This window comes from Pigmentiphaga sp., assembly GCF_019689535.1.
In the GTDB taxonomy this organism is placed as follows: domain Bacteria; phylum Pseudomonadota; class Gammaproteobacteria; order Burkholderiales; family Burkholderiaceae_B; genus Pigmentiphaga.
On sequence record NZ_JADGHH010000079.1, the window covers coordinates 1 to 14339 of the forward strand.

Annotated in this window: 17 protein-coding genes; 4 read left to right on the forward strand and 13 right to left on the reverse strand. The window is 64.6% G+C overall.

What is annotated here, in order from left to right; translation table 11 throughout:
- From IRZ12_RS08815 to IRZ12_RS08860, 10 genes are all read right to left on the reverse strand, one after another.
- Positions 1 to 997, reverse strand: a 997-nt coding sequence (locus IRZ12_RS08815; protein ID WP_296467367.1) for an amidase, incomplete at its 3' end; no start/stop codon positions are given.
- 16 nt (positions 998 to 1013) lie between these two features.
- A complete protein-coding gene (locus IRZ12_RS08820; RefSeq protein WP_296467370.1) occupies positions 1014 to 2177 on the reverse strand; it encodes an ABC transporter substrate-binding protein in 1164 nt (387 codons plus the stop codon).
- 78 nt (positions 2178 to 2255) lie between these two features.
- The gene (locus IRZ12_RS08825) at positions 2256 to 2975 is read right to left on the reverse strand and encodes an ABC transporter ATP-binding protein (protein WP_296467373.1); all 720 of its coding nucleotides are present in this window, start codon (positions 2973 to 2975) and stop codon (positions 2256 to 2258) included.
- Positions 2968 to 3735, reverse strand: coding sequence for an ABC transporter ATP-binding protein (locus IRZ12_RS08830; protein ID WP_296467375.1), 768 nt, complete (start codon positions 3733 to 3735; stop codon positions 2968 to 2970). The genes IRZ12_RS08825 and IRZ12_RS08830 overlap by 8 nt, the downstream gene beginning before the upstream one ends.
- Positions 3732 to 4697 carry a branched-chain amino acid ABC transporter permease gene (locus IRZ12_RS08835; protein ID WP_296467378.1) on the reverse strand — a complete coding sequence of 322 codons (966 nt, stop codon included), beginning with the start codon at positions 4695 to 4697 and terminating at the stop codon, positions 3732 to 3734. Before IRZ12_RS08835 ends, IRZ12_RS08830 begins: the two co-directional genes overlap by 4 nt.
- Positions 4694 to 5554: a branched-chain amino acid ABC transporter permease gene (locus IRZ12_RS08840; RefSeq protein ID WP_296467381.1), complete on the reverse strand. Its 861-nt coding sequence runs from the start codon at positions 5552 to 5554 to the stop codon at positions 4694 to 4696. The genes IRZ12_RS08835 and IRZ12_RS08840 overlap by 4 nt, the downstream gene beginning before the upstream one ends.
- A 268-nt stretch (positions 5555 to 5822) precedes the next feature.
- Positions 5823 to 6989, reverse strand: a complete 1167-nt coding sequence (locus IRZ12_RS08845; protein WP_296467385.1) for an ABC transporter substrate-binding protein — start codon at positions 6987 to 6989, stop codon at positions 5823 to 5825.
- Positions 6990 to 7319: 330 nt separating this feature from the next.
- Positions 7320 to 8009 (reverse strand): RES family NAD+ phosphorylase, encoded by a 690-nt coding sequence (locus tag IRZ12_RS08850; protein WP_296467389.1) that lies wholly within the window; start codon positions 8007 to 8009, stop codon positions 7320 to 7322.
- Positions 8006 to 8419, reverse strand: coding sequence for an antitoxin Xre-like helix-turn-helix domain-containing protein (locus IRZ12_RS08855; protein ID WP_296467393.1), 414 nt, complete (start codon positions 8417 to 8419; stop codon positions 8006 to 8008). The genes IRZ12_RS08850 and IRZ12_RS08855 overlap by 4 nt, the downstream gene beginning before the upstream one ends.
- Positions 8420 to 8465: 46 nt before the next feature.
- A complete protein-coding gene (locus tag IRZ12_RS08860) occupies positions 8466 to 9242 on the reverse strand; it encodes an IclR family transcriptional regulator (RefSeq protein ID WP_296467396.1) in 777 nt (258 codons plus the stop codon).
- On the opposite strand from IRZ12_RS08860, the gene IRZ12_RS08865 reads away from it, so the two are divergent.
- From IRZ12_RS08865 to IRZ12_RS08875, 3 genes are all read left to right on the forward strand, one after another.
- Positions 9215 to 9355 carry a hypothetical protein gene (locus tag IRZ12_RS08865; protein WP_296467415.1) on the forward strand — a complete coding sequence of 47 codons (141 nt, stop codon included), beginning with the start codon at positions 9215 to 9217 and terminating at the stop codon, positions 9353 to 9355. The two genes, IRZ12_RS08860 and IRZ12_RS08865, sit on opposite strands and share 28 nt — an antisense overlap.
- A gap of 54 nt (positions 9356 to 9409) precedes the next feature.
- Positions 9410 to 11035 carry a peptide chain release factor 3 gene (locus IRZ12_RS08870; RefSeq protein ID WP_296467399.1) on the forward strand — a complete coding sequence of 542 codons (1626 nt, stop codon included), beginning with the start codon at positions 9410 to 9412 and terminating at the stop codon, positions 11033 to 11035.
- A 62-nt stretch (positions 11036 to 11097) separates the two neighbouring features.
- Entirely contained in the window at positions 11098 to 11721 is a 624-nt protein-coding gene (locus IRZ12_RS08875) for a hypothetical protein (RefSeq protein WP_296467401.1), read from the forward strand.
- A 15-nt stretch (positions 11722 to 11736) separates the two neighbouring features.
- On the opposite strand, the gene IRZ12_RS08880 is transcribed toward IRZ12_RS08875, so the two are convergent.
- The 3 genes from IRZ12_RS08880 to IRZ12_RS08890 form a co-directional block, all read right to left on the reverse strand.
- A complete protein-coding gene (locus IRZ12_RS08880) occupies positions 11737 to 11940 on the reverse strand; it encodes a hypothetical protein (protein ID WP_296467405.1) in 204 nt (67 codons plus the stop codon).
- Between the two features lie 134 nt (positions 11941 to 12074).
- Positions 12075 to 12554, reverse strand: a complete 480-nt coding sequence (gene bfr / locus IRZ12_RS08885) for a bacterioferritin (protein ID WP_296467408.1) — start codon at positions 12552 to 12554, stop codon at positions 12075 to 12077.
- A 301-nt stretch (positions 12555 to 12855) separates the two neighbouring features.
- Positions 12856 to 13137: a (2Fe-2S)-binding protein gene (locus tag IRZ12_RS08890; protein ID WP_296467409.1), complete on the reverse strand. Its 282-nt coding sequence runs from the start codon at positions 13135 to 13137 to the stop codon at positions 12856 to 12858.
- A gap of 344 nt (positions 13138 to 13481) precedes the next feature.
- Here IRZ12_RS08890 and IRZ12_RS08895 point away from each other — a divergent pair.
- Positions 13482 to 14339: amidohydrolase (locus tag IRZ12_RS08895; protein ID WP_296467413.1), on the forward strand; the 858-nt coding region annotated here is incomplete at its 3' end.

Consider the following 14339-nt stretch of genomic DNA (forward strand, 5'->3'; position numbering starts at 1 on the left):
CCAGTGCCTTGATTTGATCGGGCTTGAGGTCGATGAAGGATTCGTACAGGCGGCTTTGCCAGACCGTCCAGGAGGCTTCGGCGAGCGCCATCCAGTCCATCCGCAACTGGGTGACGGCATGCCCTCTGCGCCGCAGCCTTTCCACGAGGCTTTCCATCGCGGCTTCTACCTTGGGGTCCAGCGCCGTATCGGCGCCGACGTCAGTCATGTATGCGATGGCCGGGCAGCGAGGTGGGAGCTCTTGCGTACGTGCGTAGAGCGAGTGCGGGTCGAACGGGTCGGGCTTGCCCATGACATGCAGCGCAAGGCGGCAGTCACTGACCGAGCGGGCGATGGGGCCAACGTGCGCGAAGTCGAAGAAGGCGCTGAGTTTCGGGCCGGACGGTATCGCGCCGTACGTGGGCTTGAACCCCACCACGGCGCAGTAGGAGGCCGGGATGCGGACCGACCCGCCGGCATCGCTGCCCAGCGCCAGCGGCCCCCAGCCCTGGGCGACGTGCGCGGCCGCGCCAGTGCTGGAGCCGCCTGCGCTGCGGCCGGGAGCCCGAGGGTTGGCGGTGATGCCGGTAAGCGGCGATTCGGAGTCCACGAGCCAGCCGAATTCGGTGGTCGTCGTCTTGCCGAACAACACCGCGCCGCCCCGGCGCAGCAATGCGACGCTGGGCGCGTCCGCCGCGGCGGGCGGCGCGCCTGCGGTTACCCGGGACCCTCGCCGTGTCGGCCAGCCTGCGACGTCGAACATGTCCTTGATCGAGACTGGAATACCGTCCAGCGGTCCGAGGGGCGTGCCGGCGCGCCAGCGCTTGGCGGAAGACTCGGCGGCGCTGAGTGCCCCGTCTCGATCCAGGAGGCAGAAGGCGTTCAGGGTGCTTGCGTCATCTGCCACCGCGTCCATCAACGCCGAGACGAGCTCGAGCGGCGAAAGTGCCCGGCCGCGGTATGCCTCGTGCAGTTCGGTCGCCGATTTCGACAGCCACGCTTGGGCCGAAGCTGGCATGGGCAGCCTCCTTAGCTTATTTCGGTTCGATGGCTTCGAACTCGATATTGGCCATCCGGCCGTCGACGCGCTCGACCTTGCGCATGTAGACGCGCTGTTTGACGTCTCGCGTGGCCGCATCGATCTCGATCGGTCCGCGCGGGCTTTCCAGCTTGACGCCCTTCATGGCGGCGATGAGCGCGTCGCCGTCGGTCTTGCCCTGGGTCTTGCGCAACGCTTCGTAGATTAGCGCCATGCCGTCGTAGCCGGCCACCGCCATGATGTTGGGGCGGGCCTGCTGGCCCCGCGCGGCCTTGAATGCGGCGACGAACTGCTTGTTCTTGGGGGAGTCGTGGTCCATGGAGTACGGATAGCCGGTGACCGCGCCGAGCGGCGCGTCGCCCATCGAGTCGATCGTCGGTTCATCTGTGATGTCGCCGGTCCCCACCATGGCAGTGCCCGCCTCTTCGAGCTTGCGTGCCCGGTATTCGCGCATGAAGGACTGGGCGACGTCGGCACCGTTGACGAACGCGAAGACCGCCGCCGGCTTGATGTCCTTGATTTTCTGCATGTAGGCGGAAAAATCCATGGTGGTGAGCGGCGTGCGCACCGATCCGGCCACGGTGCCCCCGGCCTGTTTATAGGAGTCCAGGAACGCGGTCTCGACTTCGTGGCCGGGCGAGTAGTCTGCCACCAGGGAGTAGGCAGTCTTGTACCCCTGCCTGAGCATCCATGCGGAGATGGGCGGCACGATGGCCGGCAGCGAGAAAGACGTGCGGACGATGTAGGGCGAGGCGGCGGGCAACGCGCCTGAGGCCGCGTTCATGATCACCAGGGGCTTCTTGGCTTCGGTGGCAATCGGTGCGACGGCGAACGCGTTGGGCGAGAACGCAAAGCCTGCCAGGACGTCCACCTTTTCCCGCACCACCAGCTCCTGGGCATGGCGCTTGGCCAGCTCGGGGTTGGGGCCGCCCACGTCCTTGACGATCACGACCACGCGTTTGCCGGCCACGGTGTCGCCGTGCTCCTTCAGGAAAATCTGGATGCCGGTTTCCATTTGTTTGCCGAACTCGGCAAACGGCCCCGACATTTCTCCGATGAACCCGACCTTGACGACGTTCTGCGCTTGCGCGCCCGTGGCGGCGGCAAGGACGCCGGCGGCCAGCGCGACGCGTAAACCGGCTTTCTCGACTTGCATCATGATGGGACTCCCACAAAGGGTGAGCGGAATGAGGCTGGGGCCGGCGGGCGCCGGCCCCTTGGCGTAAATGAATACGGATCAGCCGGCGGCGCGCTTCTGCCCCACTCCCAGCAATTGCGCCAGCCGTTCGGCGTCGCCGGCCAATTCGCCACTGCTGCCGGAGTAGGTGACGACGCCACGTTCGAGGACGATGGCGTTCTTCGACATGGACAGGGCGAGCACCGGATGCTGCTCGACGATGATGGCGGTGAGCCCTTCTTCGGCGCACATGCGGCGTACGGCCGCCGAGAGCTCCTCCACGATGATGGGCGCGAGGCCTTCCATGGGCTCGTCCAGCAGCAGCAACTGCGGATTGGTCATCAATGCGCGCCCGATGGCGAGCATTTGCTGCTCGCCCCCCGAGAGCTGTCCGCCGTAGTTGCCGGCGCGTTCGCGCAGCCGCGGGAACAGGTCGTAAACCCGGTCCAGCGTCCAGTGTGTGCCCCGGGCGATGACTTCCAGGTTTTCGCGCACGGTGAGCGACGGGAAAACCTCCCGCTCCTGCGGCACCCACCCGATGCCGCGGCGTGCGCGTTCGGCCGGCCGCAGCCGCGTGATGTCTTCGCCCAGCCAGTGGATCCGACCCTGCTTGACCGTGGTATTGCCCATGAGGGTTTCGAGCAGGGTGGTCTTGCCCACGCCGTTGCGGCCCAGAATGGCCAAGCTTTCGCCGCGTTCGACCCGCAGCGAGAGGTTATTGAGGACGACCGCGTCGTTATAGCCGGCCGTGAGGTTCTCGATGTGCAGGAAATCAGACACGCGAATTCCCCAAGTAGGCTGCCCGCACCTGCGGGTCTGCGGCGATCTCGGCGGGGGTGCCTTCGACCAGCACTGCGCCCGCGACGAGTACCGAGATGCGCTCGGCGAAGCGGAACACTAGATCCATGTCGTGTTCGATGAAGAGCACGGTCATTTCGCGCGGCAGCTGGGCGATGACTTCGAACAGTTCGCCGCTCTCGCCTTCCGGAATGCCGGCTGCCGGCTCGTCCAACAGGAGAATACTGGGCTTGGCAGCCAACGCCAGCACGATCTCCAACAGTCGCTGCTTGCCGTAGGGCAGCTCGGCGGTGTCCGTGTAGGCGTACTGGCCCAGGTTGAACTGTTCGAGCAACGCGTGCGCTTCGTCGGCCACCCAGGAGCAGCTGTGCAGCGTTCGCCACCACACCTTGCCCAGGGCTTCGCGCTCGGCGATCGCCAGCGAGGCCGCCTGCAGCGGCGTGAGTCGCGGAAACAAGGTGTTGATTTGGAAGGTCCGCACCAGGCCGCGATGCACCCGCTTGTCGGCGGACAGGTGAGTGATGTCGTCGTCACCCAGCGTGATCTTGCCTTCGGACGGGCGCAGTATGCCGGTCAGGAGGTTGATCAGCGTGGTCTTGCCGGCGCCGTTGGGCCCGATGAGTGCTTGTCTCGAGCCGGGCGCGATGTCGAGCGAGACGCCGTCGACGGCGGTGAACGCCCCGAAGCGTTTAGTCAGGTTCTGCGTGCGCAGCGCGGGCGTGGCAGGTTTGGCGGCACTCATTGCTGATGCTCCCGGACCTTGAACACTTTCGAGAGAACGCCCAGCACGCCGCCGCGGCCGATCATCACGACCACGATGAGGAAGATGCCCAGCCAGAACATCCAGAACTTCGGATCGAAGTCGGAGAAGAAGTCGTGCACGGTCATGTACAGCAGCGCACCGATGAGCCCGCCGTATAGGCGTCCGGTACCCCCGAGGATGAGGATGATGAGGATTTCGGCCGAGCGGTTGAAGCTCAGCATCTCGAGCCCGACGAACTGGGTCGTTTGGGCCAGCAATGCCCCGGCGACGCCCGCAATGGCGGCCGAGAAGCAGTAGGCGACGCGCAGCCGGGAGTCGACGGGTGAGCCGATGGCCATCATGCGGCGCCGGTTGTCATGGATGCCGCGCAGCACCAACCCGAACGGCGATCGCAGCATCAACCGCACCAGCAGGAAGCACAGCAGCACCACGCCCAGGGTGTAGAGAAAGGCCGTCTTGCCCCAGAGGTCGAAACGAAACTGGCCGAACACCGGCCACATCTCGACGCCTTGCAGGCCGTCCGCGCCGCCGGTGATGGGCGTGAGCCGGTTGGCGAGCTCGAACAGCAGCACGCAGACCCCGATGGTGATCATCAATCGGGTGAGGTCGCTGCCGCGCACGATGAGGTAGCTCAGCAGGTAACCCAGTATGGCGCATGCAACCAGGGCAAGCACTAGCCCGGAGAACGGCTCGCCCCAGCCGTGCTTGGCCAGCAGGCCTGCCAGATAGGCGCCCACGCCGAAGAAGGCGGCATGGCCTACCGTGAGGATGCCGGCGTAGCCGAGGGCGATGTCGAGCGCAACTGCGAACAGTCCGGTGATCAGGATCTGCGAAATGAGGACCAGCTTGTCCGGCAGCAGGAAGTAAGTCGAGGCGATCAGCAGCCAGAACACGACTTCCAGCGCCAGGATCTGCCGCGGGTTCAGATTCAACTTCGTCATGTCAGGCCCCGCTTGGGAATCAGGCCGTGGGGGCGCGCCAGGAGCACCACCACCATGAATACGTAAATGAGGAAGGCGCCGAGCTCGGGTATGTAGTACTTGCCCCCGACGTCGACGATGCCCACCAGCACGGCGGCCACGAAGGGGCCGACGATGGTGCCGGCGCCGCCTACGCAGACCACGATGAGGAAGTAAATCATGTACTTGAGCGGGAAGGACGGGTCCAGGCCGAGCATTCCCAGGCCCAGGGCGCCGCCCAGCCCGGCGAGGCCGCAGCCGAACGAAAAGGTGAGGAAGAACAGGCGGTCGACCCGTACGCCGAGCCCCGCGGCGACGCGCTGGTTGTCAACCGCCGCGCGCACCATGGCGCCGTAGCGCGTCTTGTTGATGAGCAACAGCAGGCTCGCCAGCACGGCGAATCCGACGATGATGAGGAACAGGCGGTAAGCGCCTACGTCCATGCCCAGCAGCGACACCTGGCCGCTTAGCCAAGTTGGCGCGGTAAAGGGCTGCATGGTGGGGCCGAACAGGTAGGTGCCTCCCGCGACGAACACGAACACGATGCCGATGGACAGCAGCACGTGGTCTAGCGGGTGGGCGCGATACAACCTGCGGAAAAAGGCGAACTCGAGCAGCGCGCCCGTCAGGGCCGCTGCGACGAAGGCCAATACCAAGCTGGCGACGAATGGTATGTGGAGGTGGCTCATGGCGAGCGCGGCAACGTAGCCGCCTACCATGGCGAAGGCGCCGTGCGCGAGATTGACGAAATTCATCAACCCCATCGTGATCGACAAGCCGACCCCGATCAGGAATAGCAACATACCGTAGGCCAGGCCGTCGAAGATTACGATGCCCATGAATGCTTCCAGGTGACGTGCGAAGGTGAGAGGGCGTCCTGCGCGCAGGCGGGGCGCGGGTGATAGCGACAATCCATGGCTTGCTGCGAATCGGTCACTGCACCGGTCGGTGCAGGCCTGGGTAATGGATGCTCCGGATGTCTGCCGACGAGAAGAAACGCTGGGTGCACATGCTTAGGCCCGTCGGTGGGCACCTGCATCCATCGGTGCCGGAAAAGCAAGCGCTCCGTCCGGGAAGGTCCGGACGGAGGATGCCATGCTGGACGTCTTACTTGGACTTGCCAGGATCCTTCAGGTTGGGAATGTGCGCGAACTCCACGTTGTACAGGTGGTTGCCGCGGCGCTCCACTTTGCGGATGTAAATATTCTGCACGATGTCACGCGTTTCCGGGTCGATCATGACGGGCCCGCGCGGGCTTTCCCACTTGGCGCCCTTCATGGCTTCGACCGCCTTCGTGCCGTCGATCTTGCCGTTGAGCTTCTTGATCGTTTCGTAGATCAGCGCCATGCCGTCATAGCCTCCCACGGCCATGAAGTTGGGGCGTATGGACGTGCCGTACAGCGATTCATAGCCCTTGATGAAGGCCTTGTTCTTCGCCGAGTCGTGCGCGGCCGAGTAGTGGAAGGCAGTGATCAGCCCCAGCGCGACGTCGCCCATGCTGTCGAGGAACATGTCGTCCGTGCCGTCGCCCGTGCCCAAAGCCTTGATGCCGGCCTGCTCGAGGCCGCGCTCGCGATAGGCGCGCAGCATCAGTACCGACAGCTCGCCGGAAGGGAACCAGAGGAACGCGGCATCGGGCTTGGCGTCCTTGATGCGCTGCATGTAGGGCCCGAACTCCGGATTCTTCAGCGGCACGGCGACTTCGGCCACGATTTTGCCGCCGCCGCCGGTGAAGGTCTTGCGGAACTGGGCGTTGGCGTCCTGGCCGGGGCCATAGTCCGCGTACAGCGAGTACACCGTCTTGATGTTGTTCTTCAGGGCCCAGTCAGCGATGGCGTACGCGTTTTGCGGGAGCGTCATGGACGTACGCACCACGTACGGCGAGCGCTCGGTGATGGACGAGGTGGCGGCATTCATGACCACCATCGGGATCTTGGCTTCCGTTGCGAGCGGCGCCACCGCGAGGGCGTTGGGGGTGAAGCCGAAGCCGGCCAGGAACTCGACCTTGTCGCGGGTGATCAGCTCCTGCGCAACGCGCTTGGCGACCTCGGGATTGGGGCCGCCCACGTCTTTGATCACCAGTTCGATCTTGCGCCCTGCGACCACGTCGCCGTGCTCATGGAGGAAGAGCTTGGCGCCATTGCTCATTTGCAGCCCATATTCGGCTTGCTGGCCGGACATTTCGCCCACGAAGCCGATTTTCAACGGGGTCTGTGCCGCGGCCATGCCGCTCAGCGTCATTCCCAGTACACAACCCCACATGCGCAATTTCATTGTCTATTCCTCCGATAGGAATGAGGTCCGGGAGCCCGAAGACACGCTTCGGCGCCCGTCCTGCGTTGCGGTCCAGGCTATGGGTGGGTGCGGCCGACACAGCGGTTGTACGGTGTCGCCGCCCGCGTTTGACGTAACCGTATACGAAAATCGAAATTACGCCAATAATCGATTTCTCTATGGGTGCCCCGAAATCCCTAGGGAAAACCCAGGGTTGGAGGGAAAGGCGGAGAAAACTTGCGGGCGGTCTTCATCCTAAGACCGAGCTGCGGACTCGCGCATGTAGTTTCAGAACATGCGCATGGAAAAAACAAACATGCCGGCTGGGGCTCAGACGTAGCGCAGCGCCGACTTGGCGTACCAGCCGGCCATGCGTTGACCGTCCCAGACGAAGGCGATGTGCTGGGATTGCCGGCAGCGGCTGAGCGCGCGCGGGCGGAACACGGCGACGCATTGCCCGCCCTCCCTGCGCACGCTGTCGTAAACGATGCCCCAGCTGCCCTGGGCCCGCAGCTGCCGGGCCAGGGTTTGCCCGGCGGAATAATCGTCCGGGTCGTACACCCTGGCCCAGGCCGACTGCAGGCCACGCAAATCGTGCAGCGACGCAGAGAGGTCCGCCAGGTAGTGGCGCATGTCGATTTCGATGGCCGGTTCGCGCGTGGCGGAGAGAAACGCGGCGCGGTGGTACATGGTTTCTGCGACCGCGGTTTCAAGGCTCTCGCCGGCATAGTAGACGCCCCAGGTGCCGTCCGAGAATCGGCTACCGGCTGGATTCAAATGCGTGAATGCCGCCATGATGGGCGTCGTGCCGGGCCCTGAGATGCGCTCTTCCGGCGGTACCAGGCGCAGGTTGCCGATTTCGTCGCGGACGCGCGGGTTCGTGAGGTTTTCGATTGCGAAGACCACGTCCAGATCGGCCGGATCCGCGACGCGGTCGTACAAGCCCGTGGGTGGGAAGCGGCTGGGCACGAGCCGGTGGCAAGGCGTCCACTTTACGTCGGTAACCGGCGGGACGGTCATGTCCAGCCTCCGCGCTGGGCGTCGAGGTAGGTGCGCACGACGTACAGGTCGCTCGTCATGCCGGTCAGCATGCGTTCCAGGGCCGGCCGGCCGCCGAACAGCGGCGCGTCGTTGGGGCGGCGCAGCCACGCGTCTGCCCGTTCGGGCACCGGAAACAGCACCTGCAGCGCCTTGTAAATGCCGAAGACCAGCGACAGCCGTTCGAGCGTATCGCGCGGCAGCGGCGCAGGCGCGCGTCCGTTCTTCCAACGGAACATGGTGGAACGCGGCACGCCCAGTAGCGTGGCCGATTCATCGGCGGTGAGCCGCCAGGCCTGGGCGATGCGGAAGAACGTGCGCAAGGCGGCGTCGCTGGCCGCCTGGCTGTTCAATTCTGGCGGTTTGGAAGCGGCAACGGCCATGGTACTCATCCCCGGATCTTACGCCAGGATAGTACAATATGGGACTAATTTCAAGTTATGGTCTAATTCGAGACAGCCCGTCACCACTCTTTTCTATCTCGTCCACGCATCGAAGCAGCCCGGCGATGATGCCGTTCCTGAACTTGCGGGTGGCCCGCGCCGCGGGTATGGAGACGCTGACGGCCGCGCACGAGGCGTAGGGGCCGGCGTCGATGGCTTTCGCGATGGCGACGACGTCGACTTCGTTTTCGCCTTCGCTGATCGCATAGCCGCGCCGTCGCGGTTCCTCCAGGTCGGCGGCCAGCCGTTCGGGGTCGTTCAGCGAGGTGGGCGTGCGGCCCACCAGCTTCTGGCGTCCAAGCAGCTTCCTGACTTCCGCCGGGCTCAGCTGGGCCAGCAGGGCCTTGCCCCCGGCCGTGAGATGGGCCTCGATCTTCTGCCCCGTGCGACCCGCCACCCTTACCATGCGGCTGCCCTCGACGCTGAGCAGGAACAGCGCGTCGCGGCCGCTCAGCGATATCAGATGGACGGTTTCGCCGATCTCCTCTGCCAGCTTCTCGATGTACGGCCGGAGCTGCGTGCGGATGTCGACCTTACCGACCACAGAGAGTCCGAGTTCGAGCAGGACGGGGCCGGCGGCGAAGCTGCCGTTCTCGGACCCGCGCGTGACAAAGCCGTGGAAGTGCAGCGTGGACAATAGGCGGTGTGCGGCCTGGCGGCTGACCGACAAAGCATCGCTGATGTCAGACGATGCGGCGGGCGGCGGCCTGTCCGACCTGGTTCGCCGCCGGGTCTGAAGACCCGATGGTGCCGGTGGCCGACCTGCGGGCATTGGATCCGGACGGGTTCGTGTTCGAGGGGCTCGGTCACAACCTGCATGTGCAGGATCCGCAGGCCCTTTGGGCCTACGCCGCACCGCGGCTCAACTCGCTGCTCGACCGGTAAGGATGCCACGCCGGGCCAAGCACCGGTTCCCGTCTCCGGTTAAAATTCTTCGGGATGACCATATCCACCGAAGTCGCCCGGCGACGCACCTTCGCCATTATTTCCCACCCCGATGCGGGCAAGACCACGCTGACCGAAAAGCTATTGCTTTTCGCCGGCGCGATCCAGATCGCCGGTAGCGTCAAGGCGCGGAAGGCGTCGCGTCATGCTTCGTCCGACTGGATGGAGATCGAAAAGCAGCGCGGCATCTCCGTGGCCTCGTCCGTGATGCAGGTCGAGTACCGCGATGCCGTCATCAACCTGCTCGACACCCCGGGCCACCAGGACTTCTCCGAAGATACCTACCGCGTGCTCACGGCGGTCGACGCGGCCCTCATGGTGATCGACGCGGCCAACGGCGTCGAGCCGCAGACCATCCGTTTGTTGCAGGTCTGCCGGGCCCGCAACACGCCCATCATTACCTTCGTCAACAAAATGGACCGGGAGGTCCGCGAGCCGCTCGACCTGCTTTCCGAAATCGAGTCGCACCTGGGCATGGACGCCATTCCGTTCGCGTGGCCGATCGGGATGGGCAAGGCGTTCGGCGGGGTGTTCGACATCCGGCGCGATCGCATGCGCGTGTTCAAGGCCGGCAGCGATCGCTTGAGCGAACAGCACGATGAGATCATCGAGGAGTTGGACAATCCCGAGATCGCTCGCCGTTTCGGCGCGGCCTTCGAACAGGCCAGGGGCGAGATCGACCTGATCAGCGGTGCGACGCCGCCCTTCGATCACGCTGCTTTCCTCGCCGGCCGGCAGACGCCGGTGTTTTTCGGTTCGGCGATCAACAACTTCGGCGTCCAGGAAGTGCTGGACGCGTTGGTCGACTTGGCTCCCCCGCCGGGGCCGCGCCACGCCCTGGAACGCGAAGTGCTACCCGACGAGCCCAAGTTCACCGGCGTGGTGTTCAAGGTGCAGGCCAACATGGATCCGGCCCATCGCGACCGCGTCGCCTTCGTGCGCGTCTGTTCGGGGCGCTTCGAGCGGGGCATGCGCCTGAAGGTCTGCCGTACGGGCAAGGAAACCCGGCCGAACAACGTGGTCTCTTTCTTGTCGCAACGGCGGGAGCTGCTGGATGAGGCCTATGCCGGCGACGTGATCGGCATTCCCAACCATGGCGTGCTGCAATTGGGTGACGTGCTGACCGAAGGTGAGGTGCTGCGGTTTACCGGCCTGCCCTTCTTCGCGCCGGAGCTTTTCCAGGCGGTCGAGGTCGCCGATCCGCTGCGCAGCAAGCAATTGCGGACGGGATTGACGCAATTGGGCGAAGAGGGCGCCATCCAGGTCTTCCGTCCGGTGGCCGGCGGTCCGCTGCTGCTCGGCGCCGTGGGCCAGCTCCAGTTCGAAGTCGTGGCGCATCGACTCAAGACGGAATATGGGGTCGCGGCCCGCATGATGCCGTCGCGCTATTCCATGGCTCGTTGGGTCACTTCCGAGGATCCCAAGGCCCTGAAGAAATTCATGGACGCCAATATGCAGCACATCGCGTACGACGTGGTGGATGCCCCGGCTTTCCTGATCGGATCGCAGGCACAATTGCGAGTGGCGCAGGAGCTCTATCCCGACGTGCAATTCCACGCATTGCGCGAGCACGGAGGACAGGTGTTCCAGACGCGGGTGGGTGATACGGCGTTTGCCTGATCGGCCCACTCGCCCATGTGGTCCCGGGCTTGGGCCCGGACCCGGTCGAACGAGGTGTACAGATGCGTAACCGCATACTAATGGGCTTGGCCGTCGTCGCAATGGTAGTGCTGGTGGGCGTGCTGTTTGGCCTCTGGCTCTCCTGGAATGCGCCGGTCCAGCGGGCCGCCGAGGCGCCTGTGCCCGTCGCCCAGGGGCGCCCTGGCGAGGCGCCGGTCGCGGCCGTGGATGAACAGTCTTATCTTCCCGAGCCGCCCCAACCGCGGATGGATGGAACGCGCGGCGTACCGGCGCGCCCTGTGATGCCGGCCGAACCCGTGCCGCTGGTTTCCGCCGCCGAGAATCCCCAACCCGATACCTTGATTTCCACGATTGCGCCCGACCTGGAAACGCTGGCTTCGCCGACGCAGCCGGCAGCGGGGGCACAGGCGGAGATGCCGCGCGTCATCGTGCAGCAGTCGTTCCCGGAAGTCGCCACCGTCGTCGCGGGGGTCGAGGCGCCGGATCCCCGCGGCCAAGCCGGTGAGGAGTCCTGGGTGCAGGCGCTGCGCGCGGAATTGTCACGCTGCGCTTCCCAGGGGATGGTGAGCCGGGTGCTCTGCAACGAACAGGCGCGGTGGAAGTATTGCAATCCTGACAATCGCTGGGGCTCGGTGCCGGAATGCCCGGCCACGGGCAATAACTGACGCAGGCGCGTCTCGTCACCGGTCGCCCGTCTCCGGGGTCTCTTCACCAGCGTCGTCGAGATCCCCCAGGTCGTCGATGTTCCGTTCGTCGCCGCCTGCAGCGGGCGGCGCGTCTTTTTCCTCGCGCGGCAACTCTGCCGCGGGCAGCTTGCGGTTCTCCTCCTTGAGAATTTCGTCGATGTGCTTGGAAATGGGATTGCTGCCTCCGGAAATGGCCATGGCCGGCTCCTGTCGATTTGGCATGTGGAGCACGGTCAGCAGCAATTTGTGTTCCGCGCAGCCGCGGACGTGAAAGGGTCGGACTGGCAAAAAAAACCCCGACGCGCGGGGTTTTCTTGGGCTGCCGCAGGGGATCAGTTGCCTTCGTCGTCCATCTGCGATTGCAAGTAGTTCTGGATGCCGAGTTGTTGGACCAGCCCAATTTGCGTTTCCAGGTAGTCGATGTGCTCTTCGGTATCGTCCAGGATATCTTGCAGCAGATCGCGCGAGACGTAGTCCCGCACGCTTTCACAGTAGGCGATGCCTTCCTTGAGCGTGGTTTGCGAAACCAGCTCCAGTTTCAGGTCGCACTCGAGGATTTCCGGCACGTTTTCGCCGATGAGTAGCTTGTGCAGGTCTTGCAGGTTGGGCAGGCCGTCGAGCATGAAGATGCGCTGGATGAGCCGGTCGGCATGCTTCATTTCCTCGATGGATTCTTCGTACTCGTGCTTGCCCATCTTATTGAAGCCCCAATGCTTGAGCATGCGCGCATGCAGGAAGTATTGGTTGATGGCGGTGAGCTCGTTGGTGAGCTGCTTGTTCAGGTGTTGGATGACGGTCTTGTCGCCTTTCATGTTTTTCCCCTGCGGTATTCATTTGGATTCCCGAAGGTTAGCACTCCCTGGGGCGTCATCCGCAGACCGCACGTCCGTTCGTAATGGACAAGCGAAACCGATATGAGAACGGTTTGCGCCTATCGGTGGGATGGGGCTGGCGTAGACGGCGTCCATTCTCCAGGCGCCGGCGCCAGGGGGTGCGTAGTAACGGGAGCGGAGCCGGCCCCGCACGGTGCGCCGCGCACAGGCGGGGCATGCCGTTGGTGGCAAAGTACATGCGCCCGGCAGTGATGCCGGAACGCACCGTGTGAGGCGGGCGTTACGCCGCCTTGGCGACGACGTGGACGGGGAAGCGCCGGGTGGTGGCGCGGGGAGGCGCCGATGCGCCGGAGGGATGGCCGCCCTCGGCGATGGAGGCTTCGTAGGCGTGTTCGCAGGCGCTGGCGCCGGCCGGGAGGTATTGGCAGGCGGTTTCGGCGCAAGAGCCGCAGCAGGTGGCGACACCCAGGTCGAATTGCAGGTCGGCCAGTGTGGTGGCGCCGGCTTCTACGCTGCTGCGGATTTGCCGTTCGGTAACGGCATTGCAAACACAAACGTACATGGTGGACTCGCTGGCAGCGCCCGGAGACGCCGCAATGGTCGTCGTAATGAGATTAATTATCGATAATATTCTCATGTTGCGCAAGTGTGGCCAGCGCCACAATCCCGGCCTCCCCTTAGTTTTCTTCTAGCGAAAAGTTCGAGAATATCGGGTGCAGGCCCCGGCCCGGGGCGATAAAGTCCGTGCTGCGAAAAGTCACGCGCTCGCGTCGCGGGATTCCCGCCAGCGGCAGAGCACGCAACAGCCTAGGGGACAGCGAGACGGCGCCAGCGGTGCGGTCGGTCGTTTACCGGCCCCGCCTTTTCCCGCGCGCTCGCCGGCTCCATCAACACGAAGAGTTGGACATGACCCAAGACAAGCAAGCCCCGGCGGCCGGCAACCGGCCTTTGTTCTTCGACTCTCATGCACATTTGGTGGCCGATGACCAGGTGCGCTATCCGCGCAATCCCATGAAACGGGCCGCAAGCGCTCCTCCCCGCCCGCCCGGCGTCATCGGCATCCCGGGCGGCAAGCATGGGCCGAACCCGATCAATGAGGTGCCTGACGTCAGCCGCATGCTGGTCTGGATGAAGGAAGAGAACGTGGACGGTGCCGTGGCGGTGCAAAAGCGCATGATCTACCGCTACGACAACAGTTACATTCTCGACTCGTCGGACGCCTATCCCGATATTTTCTCGGCGGTGGTGATCCTGGATGCGGAGGATCCGGCCACGCCCGGGACGGTGCGCAGCTATATCGAGAAGCACGGCCTGGCCGGGGTGCGCCTCTTTGGCGGCCGCGAGCCGGACGGAAGCATGCCCTGGCTCAACTCGCCCCAGGCGCTCAAGACGTGGGAGGTGGCCGAGGAGTTCGGTTTGGTCATGGATTTGGAAGTGTTGGCGGTGGGCGGCGGCGGCCCGTCGGTGCCGGCCATCGTGGAGTTGGCTCGCCGCTATCCCCACGTGCGCATCGTGCTGGATCACCTGCTCGAGCCGGAAGCGGCTTCGGGCGCGGACTTCGGGCTGGACGAGCGTTTCGAGAAGCTCGCTCACGAGAAGAACGTTTATTTCAAGTTCACCTCGATCAACCTGGACGAGTACCGGGAAGCCGACGTCCCCGCCGAAAAGGTGCTGCGACGCGCCGTCGACATGTTCGGCGCCGACCACATCATGTGGGGTTCGGACATCGGGACCTCTTCGGGCACCTACAAGGAAATGGTCCAG